Origin of the sequence: Kribbella shirazensis (genome assembly GCF_011761605.1) — a bacterium.
In the GTDB taxonomy this organism is placed as follows: Bacteria; Actinomycetota; Actinomycetes; order Propionibacteriales; family Kribbellaceae; genus Kribbella; species Kribbella shirazensis.
The window spans coordinates 300048-318265 of record NZ_JAASRO010000001.1 but is presented as its reverse complement, the minus strand read 5'-3'; the positions used below and the strand labels follow the sequence as shown (position 1 = coordinate 318265).

The following is an 18218-nucleotide window of genomic DNA, read 5'->3' as shown; positions in this document are numbered from 1 at the left end:
AGTGGTGCAGCTCGAGGTTAGGGCACCTGACACACACCACGCCGCCCCTCGTGCCGTCCATCGCCTCGGGGCTGCCGTCCGGCGGATGCGCGGGCTGGCGATCGTGCTGGTCATCACGGCCGCGGCCGTGCCGCTCGGGCGTCTCGTGCCGCTCGTCGGCGGACCGGTTTTCGGCATCGTGCTCGGCGTGCTCGCGGGCAGCCTGATCCCGGTACTGCGGTCCGATGGCTGGCGCCCGGGGTACGACTTCGCGTCGAAGACGTTGCTGCAGCTGTCGATCGTCGTCCTCGGCACCGGTTTGTCGCTGCAGCAGGTCGCGCGGGTGGGGGTCTCGTCGCTGCCGGTCATGCTCGGTACGCTCGCGCTCGCGCTCGGCGGCGCGTGGATCTTCGGCCGCCTGCTCGGCGTACGCGGCGACACCCAGACCCTGATCGGTGTGGGTACGGCGATCTGCGGCGGTTCCGCGATCGCGGCCGCGACCGCCGCGATCGGCGCCAAGCGCTCGTCGGTCGCCTACGCGCTCGCGACGATCTTCACGTTCAACATCGTGGCAGTGCTGACGTTCCCGCCGCTCGGGCATCTGCTCGGCATGAGCCCCGAGGCCTTCGGGTTGTGGGCGGGTACGGCGATCAACGACACGTCCTCCGTGGTCGCTGCCGGGTACGCGTACAGCCAGTCGGCCGGCGATCAGGCGATCGTCGTGAAGCTCACCCGGTCGCTGACGCTCATCCCGATCGTGCTGACGCTGGCCGCACTGAAGATCCGTCGCGAGACCCGTGCCGCTCGGGCGCTCGACGCCGTGGGCGAGGGGTCGTACGAGGGCGCGACGGCGTCGATCCGCGGGCCGTTGCCGTGGCGCAAGCTCGTCCCGCTGTTCCTGATCGGGTTCATCGCCGCGGCGGGCCTGCGTTCCGCGGGCGCCGTACCCGAGTCGTGGCTACCGACGCTCACGATCGTCGGCAGCACCTTGATCACCGCGGCCCTCGCCGCGATCGGACTGTCCCTGCGTCCGCGCGAGCTGCGCGACGCAGGACCCAGACCACTCCTCCTCGGAGCCATCCTCTGGGTCCTGGTCGCTGCCGGCAGCCTCGGGATTCAGTCCTTCTCGTAGGCGGCCTGGCGTTCCTGGATCGCCTTGATGCGGGGTACGTCGAGCTTGTTGCTGCGGTCGAAGTTGTAGACGCCGTTCTCTTCCTGGAAGACGTCGGTGAGCTGCGTGTAGCAGTAGCCGAACATCAACTCGTTGTCGAGCAGGGCGTCGACAAGCCCGGCGAAGCGCGTGTAGAACTCCTCCTCGTCCGCGACCCGCTGGCCGTAACCCCAGGAGTCGGCGCTGCGCCCGTCCTTACCGGCGGCCGCGGCCTCCGCGTTCCACCAGATGCCGCCGAACTCGCTGCAGAAGTACGGCTGACCGTCGTACGCCAGCGAGATCGGCTTGCCCTCGGGGCCGCCGGTGTTGCCGTACGGCTTGTCGTTGACGAGATCCGCCATCTGCTTCGCGAACTCGGCCGGGTCCTGCTCGTAGTTGTGCGAGTCCCAGACGTCGGTCTCCGGCACGCGGTGGCTGTAGCCCGAGGCGTCCAGCACCGGACGGCTGGTGTCCGCGGCCTTGGTGGCCAGGAACATCGCGCGGGTGACGTCGTCGAGCTGCGTGATCCGGTCGTGCAGGAGCTGGTGCGTCTCGTTCAGCGGGCACCAGCCGACGATGCTCGGGTGGCTGTAGTCGCGCTCGACCGCCTCGAGCCACTGGGTGACGAACGACGCCGTGGGCTGCTGGTTGTCCGAGTCGGTGTTGCCGACGCCCGAACCCCAGTCGCCGAACTCGCCCCAGACGAGGTAGCCGAGCCGGTCCGCGTGGTACAGGAACCGCTCCTCGAAAACCTTCTGGTGCAGGCGCGCGCCGTTGAACCCGGCCGCCAGGCCGAGCTCGATGTCGCGGACCAGCGCCTCCTCGGACGGCGCCGTCATCAGGCTCTCCGGCCAGTACCCCTGGTCGAGGACGAGCCGCTGGAACACGTGCTTGCCGTTGATCAGGATCGCCTTGCCGTTGATCGACACCGACCGCAGGCCGGCGTACGAGTCGGCGCCGTCGACGACGTTGCCGTCGGCATCGATCAGCTCGAGACGTACGTCGTACAGGTGCGGATCCGTGGTGTCCCAGAGGCGGACGCGCTCGGCCGGGACCTGCAGCGTCAGCCGCGGGGCGAGGTCGAGGTCGGCGCGGACCTCGGCGGTGGTCACCTCACCGTCGGCGTCCTTCAGGACGGCCCTGATCTTGTAGCCGGCCTTGTTCGCGGAGACTGGTACTTCGAGGTGGAACGCCGAGCCCGCCACGTCCGGCGTGATCCGCGGGCGCTTCAGGTGCACCGTGGGTACCGCTTCGAGCCAGACGGTCTGCCAGATGCCGGTAGTGCGGGTGTAGAGGCAGGCGTGGTTGAAGTACAGCTGGCTCTGCTTGCCGCGTGCCTGCGGACCCTTGTGCGGGTCGCGCGCGCGGACGACGATCGTCGCCTCCTCGCCGGGCCTCGCGACGTGGCGCAGGTTCGCGCTGAACGGGGTGAACCCGCCGCGGTGCCGGACGACCTCCTCGCCGTTCACCCAGACAGTGGCGTCGTGGTCGACGGCCTGGAAGTGCAGGACCGCGTCCTTGCCGTCCCAGTCGGCGGGGATCGTGACCGTGGTGCGGTACCAGACCGCCTCCAGGAAGTCGACGTCCTCGATCCCGGACAACTCGGACTCCGGCGCGAACGGTACGACGATCCGCTGCGCCAGCTCGCGCTCGCGCAGGCCGCGCTCCAGCCCGGAATCCGACCGGTCGATCTCGAACTGCCACTCGCCGTTCAGGTTCACCCACTCGGGCCGGACGAACTGCGGGCGCGGATACTCCGCACGAGGCTGCGACATGAACTCTCCCGTGATGCTGGTCGGTGTCGGGGCAGCAGCACATTACAACGTTGGAACAAGCAGGGCAATGGCTTTGGCCGGCTCCGGTTGCCCAGCGGGGTGCCGGTGGTTCAGGCGGCGGTGAAGAGGGCGGCGTTGAGGAAGTCGGGGGCGAAGGTGTTGTCGCGGTCTGCGCGGACGCCGCGGAGGTCGACCGGGGAGAGGGCGCCGAAGATCGCTCGGAGGTCGTCGAGGGAGAACGTCATGCCGCCGTACGTGTCGCCGGTGGTGACGACGTCGAGGTCGCTCGGCGTCTCCATCCGCTCGGCCGCGAACGTCACGATCCCGAACCGCCCGCCGGGCCGCACCAGCGGGAGGACCCGCTCGAGGTAGGTGATCCGGCGGTGCGGCGCGATGTGGTGGAAGCAGCCCGAGTCGTACACCACGTCGTACTCACGGTCCGGCAGCGGATCCCGCAGTACGTCGAGCGTCGTCAACGTCACCGTGTCCGGCATGGCCGGCCGGAGCCGGTCGAGCAGGTCGCCGGCGAGGTCGATGCCGTCGACCGTCGCGCCCTGCTCGGCGAACCACCGGGTGTTGCGCGCCCCGCCACAACCGACATCGAGAACCCGCGCCCCCGCGAGCTGTCCGAGCAGCGCGCGCTCGTGCCAGTCCACCAGCGGCTCGTCCGGCAGCTGGGTGGCGAGCGGATGCCCGGGGGTCGTCAGCAACCCAGTCCAGTACTCCGCGGCGGAGGCCCGAGCGCGGTCGCCACGACCGCTTGCACTCACCACCTGATCCAGCACATCCAGCAGCTGATCAACCGTGAAAATCCGGGTTCCTGTCACTAGGTGATTCTACCGGAATCGCCTTGTTTTCAAAGGCTTTTCGCGTAACAGCGTACCGCTGGCTGGTCGACGTACTTGCCCCACGGTGTGGCGCGCACATAGCCGCACGACTCGTACAACGCGATGGCCTCCGGCTGCAGCTCTCCGGTCGACAGCCGAAGCGCCGGATGGCCAGCCGAACGCGCCGCGCCTTCCAGTGCGGCGAGCAATGCCCGCGCATACCCGCGCCCGCGCGCCGGCGGGACGACGTACATCCGCTTGACCTCGCCATCACCAGGATGTTCGGTCTCCGGTCCGAACACCTGTACGGCGCCACACCCGACCGCACGCCGCTCCTCATCGAGTACGACGAAGTACCGGGCCCTGTCCTTGACCTGCGACCGGCCCTCCGCGCCGTACCGCCCGACCAACTCCGCAAACGCGGCCTCCAGCAACTGGGCCAGTTCCGCGTCCCCTGCCGACCGCTCCTCCACGATGTGCTCCACCTCCGCATCGTAAAAGCAGGCGCGGTAGGGCGGCGGGACGCCCTAAGGTGCTGCCTGATGCAGCGTTTCTGAAGGTGTAGGTATGTCGTGGCGGGCTCCGGTGGGAGTCGGTCTGGTTTGGCGTGCCTGCGCCGCGCTTCGACTTTTCTGTCGACCGCGATCCTTCAGGAGCCTCCTTGTCCGGCATGGTCATGCCCTGCATCACCGATCACCTTGTCCTGAGTACCGTCCACGGCGCCGCGGATCTTCTCGCCGAGGAGTTGCGGGGCTTGTCGTCCGTGCATTCCGTGCGCCGGACAGCGCCCGACATCGTGGAGTGCATCGTCGACGGGCCGCTCGATCAGCTCGCGGCCTGCGCTTTGTATTCGACGGTCGCAGTGCGAGATCTCGAGCGGTCGCTGCGGGTCGGCGTACTCAGCACTCTCGAACACCCGATCAAGTTCCGGGTCGGCGACCGCGATCCGGTACGGCGGCAGGCGACGATCGCGACGGTCGAGCAACGCCACGGTTGGGTCAATCGCCCGGCGGACTGGGACGTCAATCTCGAGCGGTCGGCGGGCGGGTGGGTGGTGCAGTTCGGTCCGCTGACCTGGGCGCGGCGGTTCGGCCGGCTCGAACGGTTGCCGTGGTCAACAAACGTGATTGTCGCCGACGTGTTGGTGCGGCTGGCGAAGCTCCGGGCGGGGCAGCGGGTGCTCGATCCGTTCTGCGGTACGGGCACCATCCTGCTGTCGGTACGCCGCCGTGAATCCACTGCTCGAGTCCTTGGGACGGATCACGATCTCCACGCGCTGACCCTCGCCGCCCGCAACCTCGAGCTCCCCGGGGCACTCGGGCTTGTGCGGGCAGAGGCGGGGGCGCTGCCGCTTCGGCCTGGGAGTGTGGATCGGGTGGTGACGAATCTTCCGTTCGGGAAGCAGGTCGGGAGCCATCGGGGCAATCACGGCCTGTATCCCGACGTACTGCGGGAGATCGAACGGGTGCTTGCGCCCGACGGGCGGGCGGTGGTGCTGACCGAGGACAAGCGGCTGCTTCGGGGAGTGCTGGAGCGGCAGCGGGGGCTCAAGGTCGTGCGGGAGCGGCTGCTCAGGTACAACGGCGCTACGCCGACGGCTTATGTCCTCACTCGTCTGGCCAGGAGCGCTCATGCGCGATAACATCGCTGAATGGCGATGAGTCAGATGGTTGATGAGGCGGCTGGATTGGCGGTTGCCGGGTGTTTGTTTCATGGGTTCAGTGACGCGTCGCGGTTGGCGATCGTGCGGCATCTGGCGTTGGGGGAGCACCGGGTCGTTGACCTGACGGAGCACCTTGGGCTCGCGCAGTCGACGGTGTCGAAGCATCTGGCGTGCCTGCGGGACTGTGGTCTGGTCGAGTCTCGTCCGCAAGGCCGGGCCTCGGTGTTCAGCCTCGCCCATCCCGAGGCCACGATGGAGCTTCTGTCCGCGGCCGAACGCCTCCTCGGCCTGACGGGCGACGCCGTCGCCCTCTGCCCGAACTTCGGCCTCGACGCGACGCCAGGCGCCGAAGCATGACCGAACCACACCAGCACGGCTCCACCGGAGAACCGCTGCAGCTCGGTCCCGTCGGTGGGGGGCTGGGGATCGGGTCTGCGTGGGTTGTCGACCCCGCCGAGCGTCGGCGCCTGGGCCGGCGCGCGCAGCTGCTCGCCGCCGCATCGGTGACCTACAACGTGATCGAGGCCGTCGTCGCGATCACGGCCGGTCTCGTGGCAGGGTCGGTTGCGCTGGTCGGGTTCGGGCTGGACTCGGTCGTGGAAGTCTCGAGCGGCCTGATCATTCTCTGGCAGTTCCGCCACCCGCTGCCCGAATCCCGGGAACGCAAAGCCCTTCGCCTGCTCGCGTTCTCCTTCTTCGGCCTCGCGGCGTACGTCGCCTTCGAATCGATCCGCGCGCTGGCCACCGGCGCCGACCCGGACACGTCCCCGGTCGGCATCGGCCTCGCCATCGCGTCCCTCATCGTGATGCCGTTCCTGTCCTGGGCTCAGCGCCGTACCGGCAAGGCCCTGGGGTCCAACGCGGTAGTCGCCGACTCGACCCAAACCCTCCTCTGTACCTACCTGTCAGCCGTCCTCCTCATCGGTCTCCTCCTCAACGCCACCCTCGGCTGGTCCTGGGCCGACCCGATCGCCGGCCTGATCATCGCCGCCGTCGCCGTCCGCGAAGGCATCGAGGCGTGGCGCGGCGACGGATGCTGCTCACCCCTCGGCGGTTCCTGCAAGGCCGAGTAGTCGGGCGCCGTTGTTCCAGCAGACGGCGCGGAGCCAGTCGTCGCCCAGGGACAAGGACTCCAGGGACGAGAGTTGGACGGCGTACTCGTAAGGGATGTTGGGGAAGTCCGAGCCGAGGACGATGCGGTCCTGGAGGTCGGCCAGGCGGGCGACCAGGTCCCGCGGGAACGGCATCAGTTTCTCGGTGAACGGTGTCAGGGCCATCGTCGTGTCCAGGTGCACGTTCGGGTACGACGTGAGCGCGAGATGCTCGGCGTACTCCGGCATGCCGAGGTGGGCGATGACGGCGGTGAGGCGAGGGTGGCGCCGGAGGACCTCGCCCATCGGCCCGGGACCGGTGTGGCGGCCGGGGATCGGGCCGGAGCCGCAGTGGACGACGACCGGGACACCTGCCTCGGCCAACTGCCCCCACACGTCGTCGAGCTCGCCCGAGCGGGGGTCGTAGTCGCCGACCTGCACATGGACCTTGAAGATCCGCGTCCCCGACTCCAATGCGTCGCGGACATACCCGCCCGCTGAAGGCTCGGGAAAGAACGTCCCGCTCGCCACACACCCAGGCGTCACCGCCGCGAAGTCCCGCGCCCAGGCGTTCAACGACGCGGCCATGCCGGGCTTGTGCGGGTAGACCAGCGCCGGAAACGCCCGCACCCCCAACGAATCCAGCGTTTTCAGCCGCTCCTCGACCGAGGTCCGATAGGCGATCGGCCACTCGGTCCCGTAATGCTCGGACGCCTGGTCGAAGTACGCCCAGACCGCGTTCATCACCCGGTCGGGCAGGAAATGGACATGCACGTCCACCAGCCCGTCCAGCCCGAGCCGCTGCCACCACGCCGGTACTTCGGAGTCACGCACGCCCTCTAGCCTGCCTGATCAGCCAGCCAGAGGTCGGTGAGGCCCTTGAAGTGGGCGTGGAACTTGTCGTGCTCGTGCGCCGGATACGTCGAGGTCACCGTTGCGCGGATCAGGCGGTCGAAGTCGGGGCCGGCGACCCAGTCCCGGACCCGCAGGTCGAAGTCACCCAGATGAGCGGCACACCATTCGTGGTACTTCGTGGTTTCGAAGTACTCGTCCGCGAGGGCCAGGTACGCCTCCAGCTTCGCGTCGTAGTCGAGCGACTCGTCGTCCGCGATGTCGAAGTAGCGCTCCGTGTGCAGGTCCACGGACGTTCGCCGACCGGTCGCCAGACAGAAGACCGACCACTTCACCAGCGCGCTCAACGCCCACGGGAAGTAGTAGTGCAGCGACGTGACCGCGACGTCCGGGCAGGCGTTCGCATAGTCGATCGGGTGCACCGAGTCGCCCTTGACCAGCATCTCGCAGGAGTTGAACTCCCAGCCGAAGAACGCGTTCACGATCCGGCTGATCGCGACCGCCTGGTGGCCGGCCGACGGGGACAGGAAGTCGTGCGAGACGGCGTACCGGTTGTGCATCGGCTCGTCCGGCCGGAAGTCCATCACCATCGTCTCGGCGCCGATCGACAGCGCCCGCGCGAACACGTCGTACTCGATCGTGGCCTGCAGATGCATCAGCATCTCGCCGGACTGGTCGTACGCCTGGTGCAGGTCGACCTTGTTGTTGATCCGCGAGACGCCCCGCCAGCCGCCGCCGTCGAACGGTTTCATGTACAGCGGGTACCCGAGATCCTCCGCGATCGCGTCCAGGTCGAAGGGCCGGTTGTACTTCGCCGACGTGTAGGCCCAGCGCACGTTGTCGACCGGGTTCTTGTACGGCACGAGCACCGTCCGCGGGATCTTCAGCCCGAGCCGGAGCATCGCGCAGTACGCCGAATGCTTCTCCATGGACTGGAACGTGAACGGCGAGTTCAGCAGGTAGGTGCCGTTCATCAGCGCGGCCTTCTTCAGCCACTCGCGCGGGTGGTAGTACCAGTAGGCGAGCCGGTCGATCACCAGCCCGACCCGCACCGGGTCGTTCAGGTCGAACGGCTCGATGGTCAGCCGCCGGGACCCGAACTCGTGCTCGCGGCCGTCGATCGTCACGGGCCCGACGCGCTGCAGCAACGCCTCGAACGCCTGCGGCCAGTCCTCCTCGGCGCCCAGCAACAACCCGATCAAATGCCTAGAACGATCAGCCACGAGGTCTCCTCCAGGTGGTGGAAAGGGAAAAAAGGGAGAGGGGGAGCTCCTTAGCAGAATCGGGGGAGGTGGTGCGCGAGCTGCTGCCGCCACCAGGGCCAGTCGTGTGCTACGTCGTACCCCCACAGGTCCAACTCATGCGGGATGCCTTTCTCCTTCAATACAGCGGCGGTCGCGCGGGCCGACGGCAACGAGCCGGTCGGATGCGTCTCCCAGTCACCCTGCCCGACCGTGAGCAGGATGAACAGGCGGCCGCGCAACCAGTCCAGGTGATCGCCGGACAAACCGGGCAGGTAGTCGGCCGGATTGTTGAAGTACGTCGCCTCGCCGCGTTCGCCCCACGCATGCCAACTGGCCGCGTCGTAGTTGCCCGACTGGCAGATCGCGACCGGGAACAGGTCGGCCCGCTTGAACGCGAAGTTCAGCGCGTGGAACGCGCCCAGGCTGCACCCGGTCGTGATGATGTCGACGGCGCCGGGGGAGTCCGCCCCGATCGTCGGAACCACCTGATTCACGATCCAGGACTCGTAGTACTCGTGCCGCCGGGCCCGGTCCTCGAGCTGGATGCTGCGGTCCGACCAGCTGACGTGGTCGTAGGAGTCGACGCAGTACAGCTTGACCCGGCCGTCCTCGATCAGGTCCGCGACGGCGTCGACCATGCCGTTGTTCTCGTAGTCCCAGGCGCGTCCCTGCTCGCTCGGGAACACCAGCACCGGGCGGCCGAAATGGCCGTACCGGATCACCGTGCCGCGGCGGTCAAGCCCCGGCGCCTCCAGCTCGACCTGTTCCCGTTCCATCAGCCCCACCCCAGGTCTGTCGCAGTAGCTCCGTCAGATCAGGATCCAGCACATCGCGCCAGGCTGTGAAGTTGTGCATGTCGGGAGTTTCGTCGAGCGTCACGCTCAGCCCGAGCTCGGCCAGCCGCGCGGCCATCACCCGGTTGTTGTGCACGTTCTCCTCGGTCGTCCCCGCGGTCATCCCGACCGGCGGGGCACTCGGCGCCGCGGTTGCCGTCAGCACCTGCTCCACGAACCCGGTGACCTCGGCGTAGTACTCGAACTTCGACTCCTGTGGATCGGTCTGCGGCGTGAAGAACGACCCCGACTGCAGGAACAGCCCGGAAAACGTGTTCGGAAACGTCCATTCCGCGTGCAGGGCCGCGAGCGCGCCGAGGCTCGCCCCCATCAGCACGGGCCGCCGGCTGCGGTACTGCGCCTGCACGGCCGGTACGACGTCCTGCGTGAGCGCCTCGGCGTACTGCGGGTTCGCGGCGTACCAGAGGTTCCGCGCCGTCGGGCGGATCAGCGCCAACCGGAACGGCGGCAGCGCACCGGACGCGATCATCGCCCCGGCGTACTGCGTCAGACCGGCGTACGAGGCGAACTCGGGACCGTCGTGCGACAGCAGCAACGGCAACTCGAACGTCGGCGCGATCCCGTCCGGCGCCCACACCTGGACGTCGACCGGCCCGACCGGCGCGTCGACGGTGAGCGGCGCGAGCGTGGACGCGATCGGCGGTACGGCGATCCAGGCCGGCTCGACGTACCCGGGCAGCGGCAGCCAGGAGTGATCGCCGAACGCGCCGCCGACCACCCGCGGGTTGGTCGGATCGGTCCGCATCCCGAGGTCCGCGATGTCGAACAGGTACTCCATCCGGTGCACGGACGGCCGCGGCAGCCGCAGCTCCCAGCCGTAGTCGACCAGCTTGAACTCGAGCAGCTCCGACGGCAGCCCGAGCTCCTGCCAGAGCCGGACGCCGGTGAACGCATGCGCGGCGTCACCGAGGCGGAACACCACCTCGGCCCCTTCGACCGCACTCTGGACAGCAGGCATCAGACCAAAGTACTCGCGGAATCACTGACAACCTTTGTCAGTGATGGCGTTCTATCGTGGAAACGTGGTCGATCTCACCGACATCCGCGAAATCACCGCGGATCTCCCGCGCAGCTACGAGGTACTGGTCCGCGACCAGATCAAGTTCCGCGTCGGCCAGATCGTCTATCTCGCGGTGTCCCGCGACGAGGAAACGATCGGCATCGGCTTTCCCCGCGAGGAACGCGCCGCCGCCCTGGCCGCCGAACCGGACAAGTTCTTCCCGCCCAGGCCGTCCGACGAACGCTTCCAGTGGATCCAGGTCCGCCTCGCGGCCCTCGACTACGACGAACTCCGCGAGCTGATCCTCGACGCCTGGTCGATGTGCGTCCCGAAGAAGGTCCGCGCCGAGTACTTCGGGACCTAGGCCCCGACGACGACAGGTGTGCCCTTGCTGCCGATCAGGGTGAGGAGTTCCGCGGCTTCGGCCTCGATCGCTTCCTGGACCTCGGCGGTGATCGGCCGGTGGGTGGTGACACGCAGGACCGGGTCGGCGCCGCGGTGATGGCGCCAGTCGGCGGCGTAGTCCCCGTCGATCAGGACGGTGCCGATCGCAGCGCCGTTGCCGGGCGGCAGCGGCACCGGCCGTCCGGACGGGTTGACCCGCCGCCGGTCCGCGTGCGAGAGCAGCAGATTGTCGTACTCCGGCAGGAACCGCACCGGCGCGGGCGTCTCCGCGTCAGGCAACGGGCCCTCCGGTACGTCGAACAGTTCCCGCCCGTCCTCATCGGCGTACACGCGCAGACCGGGCCGGAGCCGGTCCACGACCTCACGCAGCCTGGTCAGCCCTGACCAGGTCTGGACGTCGGTCACACTGGCCGGCCCGAACGCGGCCAGGTAGCGCAGGACCAGTGCGTCGATCGAAGGATCCGCCATCGGCGCCCGGCCGAGCCAACTCTCGATCGTCTGCAACGCGGCCGGTCCCGTCGTGCCCCAGACGCCGCGCGGTGTCACCTGGACGGTGCCGGCCAGATAGCTGACGGCGTACGCCATCGCGTTCGCGTCCCAGTCCGGCCAGCGCTCGCCCAGCACATCCCTGAGCCGGCTTCGGCTGTACGGCCCGCGGCTCAGCAGGTCCGTGCCGAAGGCAACCACAGCCTCGAGGTCGGCCCCGGCCAGTTGCTTGCCGAACGAGCCGCGCAGCCCGCGATCCGCGACCGGGTACACGAGGGGCCACATCATCAGGCAGTCCTCGGCCGTGACCAGATGGATCGTGGACCGCAGCAGTCCGGCACGAACGACCTGACGAGTCGTCATCAACTCGGACAGCTCGGCCGGGTCGAAGCCCTCGAGCCTCGACCACAGCGCGACGTACGCGGCCAGCGGGGCCTGTGCCTGCAGGCCCACCAGCCGCTCGATCAGCTCGGCGACCGCACCGCGCTTCCGGCGCAGCAACTGCTGGCGCTCGAGAGTCGCACGGTTCAGCTGCCGCCGGCTCAGGACGCGGATCGATGCGTTCATCGGCCAAGCGTACGGAAGAAGGTGCGGACGTCCTCGACGAGCAACTCGCCGCACTCCATCGCCGGGAAGTGACCGCCCTCGGTGAAGTCCGACCAGTGCGCGACGCGGTGCTCGGGATCGGCGATCCGGCGTACGACCGGGCTGCTGTTGAAGACGGCCCAACCGGACGGCACCGACGACTCGGCGACCCACCCGAGATCGGAGTGCGCAGCCTCGTACAGGAACCGGGCCGCGCTCGCTCCCGCACGGCAGAACCAGTAGATACTGACCAGCGTCAGCAACTGATCGCGGTCCACCGACTCCTCGGGCGACTTGGCCGGATCCGTCCACAGCTGGAACTTCTCCGCGATCCAGGCCAGCTGCGCCACCGGTGAGTCGGTCAGTGCGGCCGCGATCGTGTCCGGCGTGTGGTTCTGCAGATCCAGATAACCCCGACCCGCCTGCCACGCTGCCTTCGCTTCCTTCACGACCGCCAGGTCCTCGTCGTCGAGATCATCCGGCAGCGGCACGAACTCCCCGGCCAGGGCGAGCGTCCCGCGATCGCTGTTCACATGCGTGCCGATCACCCGGTCGGGTACGGTCGCGCCGAGACGCCCGGTGATGCCGGCGCCGATGTCGCCGCCCTGCGCGGCGAACCGCTCGTACCCTAGGCGCGTCATCAGCTCGGCGAACGCGGCGCTGGTCCGCCCCAGTTCCCAGCCTGCGCCGGACAACGGCGTCGAGAACCCGAACCCCGGCAACGACGGCACCACCACATGGAAGGCATCGGCCGCGTCACCGCCGTGCGCGACCGGGTCCGACAGCGGCCCGAGCAGGTGGAGGAACTCGACCGCCGATCCGGGATAGCCGTGGGTGATCAGCAGCGGCATCGCGTCCGGCTCGGGTGAACGGACGTGGAAGAAGTGGATCACCTGCCCGTCGATCTCGGTCGTGTACTGCGGATAGCGGTTGAGCTCCCGTTCCGCCTGCCGCCAGTCGTACGTCGTACGCCAGTACTCGGCCAACGCGGACAGGTAGCCGCCGGGGATGCCGCGGCTCCAGTCGTCGGTGTCTCCCGGTACCGGATGCGGCCGCCGGGTGCGCTCGAGCCGGAGCTGGAGGTCGGCCAGGTCGGCCTCGTCGATGTCGATCTGGAACGGGCGAATCTCCTGTGCGTCAGTCATGAATCGACCCTAGAAGTCATTGCGGAAGACTTTCTTCCGCAATGTCCGGCATCCTGGAGAAATGCTGAACACATCGGCTCGTCTGCTCCGGCTGCTGTCGTTGCTGCAGGCCCGCGCGCTCTGGTCCGGCCCCGAGTTGGCCGAGCGGCTCGGAGTGACCACCCGGACGATCCGCACCGACGTCGACCGGCTGCGGCAACTCGGTTATCCGGTGGAGGCCGCGCCGGGTCTCACCGGTGGCTATCGGCTGGGGGCCGGTGCCGCGTTGCCGCCGCTGCTGCTGGACGACGACGAGGCGGTGGCGGTCGCGATCGGCCTGCGCACGGCAGCCAACGGAGGTGTGGAAGGGATCGGAGAGAGCTCGATCCGCGCCCTCGCCAAACTGGAGCAGGTCCTGCCGCCGCGCCTGCGCCATCGGGTGAGCGCGATGCAGTCGGCGACGCTCGCCGTACCGGGCACCGGGCCGCAGGTCGATGCGGACGTGATGATCGCGATCGCGGCGGCGATCCGCTCCGAACACCGGCTGCGCTTCGACTACGCGAGCTACGACGGGCGAGCAAGCAGCCGTGAGGTCGAGCCGCATCGCCTGGTCGTCATGGGGCGCCGGTGGTACCTGATCGCGTGGGATCCGGAGCGCGACGACTGGCGAACGTTCCGGGCCGATCGGATCACCCCGAAGATCCCCGGCGGTCCCCGGTTCACGCCCCGGGAGCTGCCGGAGACCGACATCGCCGCCAGGTTGCAGCGCGGCGTCGGCACCGCGACCTGGCGGTACGTCGCCCGCGTGCTGCTGCACGCACCCGCCGCCGAGATCCGCGCCAAGCTGCCGCTGCCGGTGGAGATCGAGGAGCTCGGGCCGGACCTCTGCGAGATCAAGGTCGGCTCGGACACCCCGCAGATGCTGACTCTCTACCTCGGCCTGCTGGACGTCGACTTCGAGGTCATCGACGCCCCGGAGCTCTCGGCCGCCCTCACCGCCCTCGCCGACCGTCTCCACCGCGCGGCCGGGCCGGTTGGCCTTTCGGGTGCCCCCGGCAACGACCAGTCATCCTCAGGTAGTACCGCAGAACCATCCTGACGACCGATGGGTACGGCGGTTCCGCGAGCGATCCTGGAAACATGACCGGGGACTTCCTACCCCGACGCCGGAAGGCGTCGGCGCTCAGCCAGATCGTGACCGTCGTGATCCTGCTCGCCGTGGCCGCAGTCGGCCTCTGGATCTATACCTAGGAGTCCCAGCGCACGTCGGCTTCGCCCGGCCGGACCACCCCGGCCTCGTAGGCGACGACGACCGCCTGGACCCGGCTGGACAGGCCGAGCTTCGACAGCACCGAGCTGACGTGGGTTTTCACCGTGGTCTCGCTGACGAACAGCTTGGTCGCGAGGTCGCGGTTCGACAGTCCGCGGGCCATCCAGACCAGGATCTCGCGCTCGCGCTCGCTGAGCTGCGCGAGCAGTCCGGCCCACCGGGCGTCGGGTTGCGCCGGCGGCGGGCTCGCCGTACCGCCGTCGACCTGACGCTCCAGCTCCATGCAGCGCTCGAGCAGGACCCGCGTCGAGGCAGGATCCACCAGCGAGTCGCCGCGGAACACCGCGCGGACAGCGGACACCAGGAGATCCGGATCGGTGTCCTTCAGCAGGAACCCGGATGCTCCCGCACGCACCGCGGCCAGCACATACGCCTCGTCGTCGAACGTGGTCAGCACCAGTACTGCGGGCCGCGCCCGCCCGGCCTCCCGGTTCGCGGTCGTGATCCGCTCGGTGGCCACCAGCCCGTCCATCACCGGCATCCGGATGTCCATCAGCACGACGTCCGGGTCGTACTGGTCGATCAGCCGGAGCGCCTCCTCGCCGTTCTCAGCCTGTGCCACCGTGGTGAGGTCCGGCTCGTGGTCGAGGATCATCGACAGGCCCATCCGGATGACGCCCTGGTCGTCGGCGACCAGGATCCGGATCGGGGCGGACTCCGCCTCGTTCAGTTCTGCGGTGGCAGCCATGCCTGTACTCTCCATCCACCCAAGGGGCCGGCCGCGACGGCGAGGGTGCCGCCGACCGCCGTGGCCCGTTCCCGCATCCCGATCAGCCCGTTGCCGCGGCCGCTCTCCTTGCGGCGCGCGGTCTCCAGCACGTTCACCGGCGGCGGGCCGCCGTTCCCGTTGTCGTCGATGGTCAGCAGCTCGCCCTGCGGTCCACTCTGCCAGGTCACCCGCGCCGCGGTGGCCTTCGCGTGCACCATCACGTTCGTCAGTGCTTCCTGGATGATTCGTACCGCGGTCAGGTCGGTGGCCGAGGTGAGCTGCCGCTGCCGCGGCGGAAGCTCCATCGTCACGTCGATCCCGACCGCCTTCAGCCGCTCACCCATCCGTGCCACGTCGGCCAGCTCCGGTACCGGCGTGGTCCCGCCGCCCGACCCGGTGTCGCCGGCGATCTGCGGCGACGCGGTGTTCAGCACCCGGACCGTCTCCCGCATCGCGGTCAGAGCTTCCTTGCCGCTGGCAATGATCCAGCGGATCGCCTCCCGCAGTACTTCGGGACGCTGGTCGGCCACCCGGTCCGCGGCCTGCGCCCGGATCACCACCGCGCTGACGTGGTGCGAGATCACGTCGTGCAGGTCGCGGGCGATCCGGGTCCGCTCCGCCACGGCGGCCCGCTCCGCCTCGACCGCGCGCAGCCGGACGAGCTCGGCGTTCCGCTGCTCCAGCAGGGCCAGCGACTTGCGGCGCCGCCGCGCGTCCGCGCCGAGCAGCACCATCCCGCAGATCAGTGCCTCCGCGAACACGAACAGTGAGACGTCGATGTAGGAGTACAACGTCGACAGGCTGCGCGGGAGGCTCTGGTAGCGCTCGCCGTACAGGATCGCGCGGTCGACCTGACTGAGGACGATCGCGACCACGGTCGGCAGTCCGATCATCAGTCCGGCCAGGCTCCCCATGGTGAAGAACAGGCAGGTGAACCGCCGGACCCCGGCCGACGCCGCCAGGTACCCGACGACGAGCAGCGGGACCAGATGGATCTCCGACTGCAGCGCGGCGTCGCTGATCTCCGGCTGACCGAACATCGTGAGCCCGAGCTGGGCCGCCAGGCCGGTGCCGACCGCGGCGTACAGGAACGGGTACAGCACCGAGACGGCCACGAGCATGGTGCGCGGGATCCGCCGGACGAAGGCGACCGTGGCGACCAGGAACACGCCGGTGACCACCGACACGGCCGGGTTGTGCGGGCGCAGACCGGTCCCGTTGACGAGGTTCAGCGTGGCGAACCAGACCAGCCCGATGACCGCAGCGAGCAACACGTCCTGCTGCCCCTGCGTCATCCGCCGCCACATGCCCTTCACGTCGCCCAGCGTAGTCAGCCGGTGTTCGCCGAAGCTTCATCTGACCGGACGGGTGCCGTCTCCAACTTTTGGAGGAGGCTCGGCGTCCGAACTGATACTCAGGGGCTACGAATGGCGCACGAGGACTGTCCCTGGGACCGATGCGCCGACCGCCCAGATCCGAAAGGCTGTACCCCATGAGCAACGACCAGCCGCCGCGCCCGAATCGCGTGGTGCGGACGCGGTTGCTGTCCGTGATCGGTGTGGTCGGTGTCGGCGCGGTTCTCGGATCGCTGACGTTGTGGCACCAACAGGTCGGGGACGCCCTCGGCCTGGGCGCCGACAAGGAACCGGTGGTGTCGACGGTGAGCGCGCCCGCGATCGGGGCCCCGCCCGCGACCGTCCCGGTGACCCCGACGCCGTCCCGCCGTACGACGACGGGAGCGCCGGCCGTCCCGCCGAAGACCAGTCCCACCAAGCGGCCGACCCAACAGCCCACCAAGAAGCCGACCAAGAAGCCCACGCAGGTCTCTCGGGAAGAGAGCATCGACGGGCTCTCCCCGACGCTGAAGAAGCGGCTGACGAAGGCGATGACGGCCGCGAAGGCAGACGGCGTCACGCTCCGGATCACCTCCGGCCGGCGCAGTGCGGCGAAGCAGCAGCGGTTGCTGGACGAGGCGATCCGGAAGTACGGCTCGTACAAGGCGGCGACCCGGTGGGTGCTGCCGCCGAAGTACTCCGCCCACGTCCAGGGCAAGGCCGTGGACATCGGTCCGGCGGCCGCCATGGCGTGGCTGGACAAGAACGGCTGGCGGTACGGCGTGTGCCGCCGGTACGACAACGAACCCTGGCACTTCGAGGCGCTCACAACGCCCGGCAGGAAGTGCCCGCCGCGCGAACCGTACGCGGTGGCCAGAGCAGATTGACCCAAGGGGGATTTCGAGATGACGATGACCTACGCCCAGCCCTTGACCCGGCGCTACACCCGCGCGCGCCTCGCCGTACCCGCCCTGTGGCGGCAGGTGATCCGGACCGGCGACCGGCGGGAGCAGCCGACGACGGAACCCGACCGGTCCGCGTACACCCAGCTGGAGATCTACGACGGCGTGCTGGCCGCGTTCGAGCGCCGCGACGAGGTGGCAGCGGTACTGCGGGCGTCCGCGGACCGAGCGACCGCCGTACGTCGTCTGCGCGACGAGTTCGGGCTCAGCCACCTGCAGGCGACCGCGCTGATCGACCTGCCGCTCACCACGGAGTGCCGCGACCGCATCGCGCACCGTGCCGAGGAGCTCCGGACCGCCCTCGAACGCTGATCCCGCCTCCCCGCGCGAGCCGCATCTCGGTGGTGGCGGCTCGCGTGGACCTGCGGTATTTGCCTGCCGTGGGGAGGATGGAGGCGTGATCACGATCGAGCAGGCCGGACGACTGCGCAAGGCCGGGGTGCTGTGGACACCCGCGGCCGGGGATCGTTTCGTCGTACCGGACCGGGACATGGACGAGGACGTGTTCGTGGTGAGCGACATGACCGTCGAGGTGCACGACTACCAGGGCAGCAAGGTGATCGGCTTCAACGGCACCACCGAATGGGCCCTGGACAGCATCGAGCAGCGCGAAGTCATCTGGCTCCCGCGCGAGGAGCAGCTCCGCGCCCTCCTCGGGTCGCACTTCCGGTCACTGGAGTCGACCCCCGACGGCTACCGCGTCACCCTCACCGGCAGCACCCACACCTCCACCGACGCCGAGCAGGCGTACGCCGACGCAGTACTCCATCTCCTTGGCGCTTGAGCACCCGTGTGGCGGACGGCGCCTGGCGTCTCCGCTCGGCTCTCAGCGCCGGCGTGGCCGGTAC

The 18218-nt window shown here is 69.0% G+C and carries 20 protein-coding genes; 9 read left to right on the top strand and 11 right to left on the bottom strand.

The annotated features are described in order from the left end of the window. Positions 1–85 precede the first annotated feature (85 nt). Positions 86–1111 (top strand): YeiH family protein, encoded by a 1026-nt coding sequence (locus BJY22_RS01525; protein WP_167203387.1) that lies wholly within the window; start codon positions 86–88, stop codon positions 1109–1111. Here the strand turns inward: BJY22_RS01525 and BJY22_RS01520 are convergent. From BJY22_RS01520 to BJY22_RS01510, 3 genes are all read right to left on the bottom strand, one after another. Then, the gene (locus tag BJY22_RS01520) at positions 1096–2904 is read right to left on the bottom strand and encodes a glycoside hydrolase family 2 protein (protein ID WP_167203386.1); all 1809 of its coding nucleotides are present in this window, start codon (positions 2902–2904) and stop codon (positions 1096–1098) included. The two genes, BJY22_RS01525 and BJY22_RS01520, sit on opposite strands and share 16 nt — an antisense overlap. A 110-nt stretch (positions 2905–3014) precedes the next feature. Beyond that, complete coding sequence (locus tag BJY22_RS01515) at positions 3015–3731, bottom strand: methyltransferase domain-containing protein (RefSeq protein ID WP_167203385.1); 717 nt, start codon at positions 3729–3731, stop codon at positions 3015–3017. 29 nt (positions 3732–3760) lie between these two features. Then, positions 3761–4216 carry a GNAT family N-acetyltransferase gene (locus BJY22_RS01510; protein ID WP_167203384.1) on the bottom strand — a complete coding sequence of 152 codons (456 nt, stop codon included), beginning with the start codon at positions 4214–4216 and terminating at the stop codon, positions 3761–3763. Positions 4217–4401: 185 nt separating this feature from the next. Here BJY22_RS01510 and BJY22_RS01505 point away from each other — a divergent pair, with 185 nt between their 5' ends. The 3 genes from BJY22_RS01505 to BJY22_RS01495 are packed head-to-tail and all read left to right on the top strand — an operon-like array spanning position 4402 to position 6467. After that, positions 4402–5373 (top strand): TRM11 family SAM-dependent methyltransferase, encoded by a 972-nt coding sequence (locus BJY22_RS01505; RefSeq protein ID WP_238350638.1) that lies wholly within the window; start codon positions 4402–4404, stop codon positions 5371–5373. A 9-nt stretch (positions 5374–5382) separates the two neighbouring features. Beyond that, positions 5383–5751, top strand: coding sequence for an ArsR/SmtB family transcription factor (locus BJY22_RS01500; RefSeq protein WP_167203382.1), 369 nt, complete (start codon positions 5383–5385; stop codon positions 5749–5751). Further along, a complete protein-coding gene (locus tag BJY22_RS01495; protein WP_167203381.1) occupies positions 5748–6467 on the top strand; it encodes a cation diffusion facilitator family transporter in 720 nt (239 codons plus the stop codon). The genes BJY22_RS01500 and BJY22_RS01495 overlap by 4 nt, the downstream gene beginning before the upstream one ends. On the opposite strand, the gene BJY22_RS01490 is transcribed toward BJY22_RS01495, so the two are convergent. The 4 genes from BJY22_RS01490 to BJY22_RS01475 are packed head-to-tail and all read right to left on the bottom strand — an operon-like array spanning position 6435 to position 10393. After that, complete coding sequence (locus BJY22_RS01490) at positions 6435–7319, bottom strand: amidohydrolase family protein (protein ID WP_167203380.1); 885 nt, start codon at positions 7317–7319, stop codon at positions 6435–6437. The two genes, BJY22_RS01495 and BJY22_RS01490, sit on opposite strands and share 33 nt — an antisense overlap. Before the next feature lie 5 nt (positions 7320–7324). After that, on the bottom strand, positions 7325–8560 hold the full coding sequence (locus tag BJY22_RS01485; RefSeq protein ID WP_167203379.1) for an ATP-grasp domain-containing protein: 1236 nt from the start codon (positions 8558–8560) through the stop codon (positions 7325–7327). Positions 8561–8610: 50 nt separating this feature from the next. Next, positions 8611–9357, bottom strand: coding sequence for an esterase family protein (locus tag BJY22_RS01480; RefSeq protein WP_167203378.1), 747 nt, complete (start codon positions 9355–9357; stop codon positions 8611–8613). Then, on the bottom strand, positions 9317–10393 hold the full coding sequence (locus BJY22_RS01475; protein WP_167203377.1) for an alpha/beta hydrolase: 1077 nt from the start codon (positions 10391–10393) through the stop codon (positions 9317–9319). Before BJY22_RS01475 ends, BJY22_RS01480 begins: the two co-directional genes overlap by 41 nt. A 64-nt stretch (positions 10394–10457) precedes the next feature. Between BJY22_RS01475 and BJY22_RS01470 the strand changes: the two genes are divergently transcribed. Beyond that, positions 10458–10799, top strand: coding sequence for an MmcQ/YjbR family DNA-binding protein (locus BJY22_RS01470; RefSeq protein ID WP_167203376.1), 342 nt, complete (start codon positions 10458–10460; stop codon positions 10797–10799). Here BJY22_RS01470 and BJY22_RS01465 read toward each other — a convergent pair. After that, positions 10796–11893, bottom strand: a complete 1098-nt coding sequence (locus BJY22_RS01465; RefSeq protein WP_167203375.1) for a winged helix DNA-binding domain-containing protein — start codon at positions 11891–11893, stop codon at positions 10796–10798. The two genes, BJY22_RS01470 and BJY22_RS01465, sit on opposite strands and share 4 nt — an antisense overlap. Beyond that, entirely contained in the window at positions 11890–13056 is a 1167-nt protein-coding gene (locus tag BJY22_RS01460; RefSeq protein ID WP_167203374.1) for an epoxide hydrolase family protein, read from the bottom strand. The genes BJY22_RS01465 and BJY22_RS01460 overlap by 4 nt, the downstream gene beginning before the upstream one ends. A 61-nt stretch (positions 13057–13117) precedes the next feature. Between BJY22_RS01460 and BJY22_RS01455 the strand changes: the two genes are divergently transcribed. Beyond that, positions 13118–14134 (top strand): helix-turn-helix transcriptional regulator, encoded by a 1017-nt coding sequence (locus BJY22_RS01455; RefSeq protein WP_167203373.1) that lies wholly within the window; start codon positions 13118–13120, stop codon positions 14132–14134. A gap of 148 nt (positions 14135–14282) precedes the next feature. On the opposite strand, the gene BJY22_RS01450 is transcribed toward BJY22_RS01455, so the two are convergent. Together BJY22_RS01450 and BJY22_RS01445 are read right to left on the bottom strand one after the other, a co-directional pair. Then, the gene (locus BJY22_RS01450) at positions 14283–15053 is read right to left on the bottom strand and encodes a response regulator (protein WP_167203372.1); all 771 of its coding nucleotides are present in this window, start codon (positions 15051–15053) and stop codon (positions 14283–14285) included. Further along, entirely contained in the window at positions 15032–16381 is a 1350-nt protein-coding gene (locus BJY22_RS01445; protein WP_167217745.1) for a sensor histidine kinase, read from the bottom strand. Before BJY22_RS01445 ends, BJY22_RS01450 begins: the two co-directional genes overlap by 22 nt. A 185-nt stretch (positions 16382–16566) precedes the next feature. Here BJY22_RS01445 and BJY22_RS01440 point away from each other — a divergent pair, with 185 nt between their 5' ends. From BJY22_RS01440 to BJY22_RS01430, 3 genes are all read left to right on the top strand, one after another. Further along, the gene (locus BJY22_RS01440) at positions 16567–17295 is read left to right on the top strand and encodes a M15 family metallopeptidase (protein WP_167203371.1); all 729 of its coding nucleotides are present in this window, start codon (positions 16567–16569) and stop codon (positions 17293–17295) included. Positions 17296–17313: 18 nt separating this feature from the next. Next, complete coding sequence (locus BJY22_RS01435) at positions 17314–17682, top strand: hypothetical protein (RefSeq protein WP_167203370.1); 369 nt, start codon at positions 17314–17316, stop codon at positions 17680–17682. Between the two features lie 85 nt (positions 17683–17767). After that, entirely contained in the window at positions 17768–18154 is a 387-nt protein-coding gene (locus BJY22_RS01430; RefSeq protein WP_167203369.1) for a pilus assembly protein CpaE, read from the top strand. Positions 18155–18218: the final 64 nt, after the last annotated feature.

Coding starts and splice junctions, on each gene's coding strand:
- BJY22_RS01525 (WP_167203387.1), top strand. CDS start 86: ATGCGCGGGCTGGCGATCGTGCTGGTCATCACGGCCGCGGCCGTGCCG.
- BJY22_RS01445 (WP_167217745.1), bottom strand. CDS start 16,381: ATGTGGCGGCGGATGACGCAGGGGCAGCAGGACGTGTTGCTCGCTGCG.
- BJY22_RS01465 (WP_167203375.1), bottom strand. CDS start 11,893: ATGAACGCATCGATCCGCGTCCTGAGCCGGCGGCAGCTGAACCGTGCG.
- BJY22_RS01480 (WP_167203378.1), bottom strand. CDS start 9,357: ATGGAACGGGAACAGGTCGAGCTGGAGGCGCCGGGGCTTGACCGCCGC.
- BJY22_RS01460 (WP_167203374.1), bottom strand. CDS start 13,056: ATGACTGACGCACAGGAGATTCGCCCGTTCCAGATCGACATCGACGAG.
- BJY22_RS01455 (WP_167203373.1), top strand. CDS start 13,118: ATGCTGAACACATCGGCTCGTCTGCTCCGGCTGCTGTCGTTGCTGCAG.
- BJY22_RS01520 (WP_167203386.1), bottom strand. CDS start 2,904: ATGTCGCAGCCTCGTGCGGAGTATCCGCGCCCGCAGTTCGTCCGGCCC.
- BJY22_RS01450 (WP_167203372.1), bottom strand. CDS start 15,053: ATGGCTGCCACCGCAGAACTGAACGAGGCGGAGTCCGCCCCGATCCGG.
- BJY22_RS01495 (WP_167203381.1), top strand. CDS start 5,748: ATGACCGAACCACACCAGCACGGCTCCACCGGAGAACCGCTGCAGCTC.
- BJY22_RS01440 (WP_167203371.1), top strand. CDS start 16,567: ATGAGCAACGACCAGCCGCCGCGCCCGAATCGCGTGGTGCGGACGCGG.
- BJY22_RS01475 (WP_167203377.1), bottom strand. CDS start 10,393: ATGCCTGCTGTCCAGAGTGCGGTCGAAGGGGCCGAGGTGGTGTTCCGC.
- BJY22_RS01500 (WP_167203382.1), top strand. CDS start 5,383: ATGGCGATGAGTCAGATGGTTGATGAGGCGGCTGGATTGGCGGTTGCC.
- BJY22_RS01505 (WP_238350638.1), top strand. CDS start 4,402: ATGGTCATGCCCTGCATCACCGATCACCTTGTCCTGAGTACCGTCCAC.
- BJY22_RS01435 (WP_167203370.1), top strand. CDS start 17,314: ATGACGATGACCTACGCCCAGCCCTTGACCCGGCGCTACACCCGCGCG.